Source organism: Tsukamurella sp. NPDC003166, assembly GCF_040611135.1.
Classification (GTDB): domain Bacteria; phylum Actinomycetota; class Actinomycetes; order Mycobacteriales; family Mycobacteriaceae; genus Tsukamurella.
In genome coordinates, this window is sequence record NZ_JBEXNL010000034.1 from 1,547 (window position 1) to 2,743 (window position 1,197).

General features: G+C 54.9%; 1 rRNA gene (running past one end of the window). It reads left to right on the forward strand.

What is annotated here, in order from left to right:
• Positions 1–87: 87 nt before the first annotated feature.
• Positions 88–1,197 (forward strand): 23S ribosomal RNA (locus ABZX10_RS22720) (it continues 1,915 nt past the right edge of the window).

Consider the following 1,197-nt stretch of genomic DNA (forward strand, 5'->3'; position numbering starts at 1 on the left):
GTGTTTTTTTGGCGCTTGATGTCATGAAGGGCGCACCGATATTTGTGATGGCTTTGGTTGTCTCGGGTTTGGTGTGTGTTTTGTGTGTTGTAAGTGTCTAAGGGCGCACGGTGGATGCCTTGGCGCAAGGAGCCGATGAAGGACGTGGGAGGCTGCGATATGCCTCGGGGAGCTGTCAACCGAGCTGTGATCCGAGGATTTCCGAATGGGGAAACCCAGCACCAGTCATGTGGTGTTACCTGCCGTTGAATATATAGACGGTGTGGAGGGAACGGGGGGAAGTGAAACATCTCAGTACCCTCAGGAAGAGAAAACAATAGTGATTCCGTGAGTAGTGGCGAGCGAAAGCGGATGAGGCTAAACCATGCACATGTGATACCGGGTAGGGGTTGTGTGTGTGGTGTTGTGGGGTTCATCTTTCCAGTTCTACCTGGCTGGACAGCAGTGAGAAAGTGTCGTGTTAGGTGAAGTGGCCTGGAATGGTCCGCCGGAGAGGGTGAGAGTCCCGTAACTGAAAACATGGTGCCTGTTGTGGTGGATACCCGAGTAGCAGCGAGCCCGTGAAATTCGCTGTGAATCTGCCGAGACCACTCGGTAAGCCTAAATACTACCTTGCGACCGATAGCGGACAAGTACCGTGAGGGAAAGGTGAAAAGTACCCCGGGAGGGGAGTGAAATAGTACCTGAAACCGTGTGCTTACAATCCGTCAGAGCCCTCGTTGTGGGGTGATGGCGTGCCTTTTGAAGAATGAGCCTGCGAGTCAGTGCTCGGTGGCGAGGTTAACCCGTTTGGGGGTAGCCGTAGCGAAAGCGAGTCCGAATAGGGCGTGTGAGTCGCCGGGTCTGGACCCGAAGCGGAGTGATCTACCCATGGCCAGGGTGAAGCAGCAGTAAGATGTTGTGGAGGCCCGAACCCACTTAGGTTGAAAACTGAGGGGATGAGCTGTGGGTAGGGGTGAAAGGCCAATCAAACTCCGTGATAGCTGGTTCTCCCCGAAATGCATTTAGGTGCAGCGTCACGTGTTTCTTGCCGGAGGTAGAGCTACTGGATGGCCGATGGGCCCTCACAGGTTACTGACGTCAGCCAAACTCCGAATGCCGGTAAGTGAGAGCGTGGCAGTGAGACTGCGGGGGATAAGCTTCGTAGTCGAGAGGGAAACAGCCCAGATCGCCGGCTAAGGCCCCTAAGCGTGTACT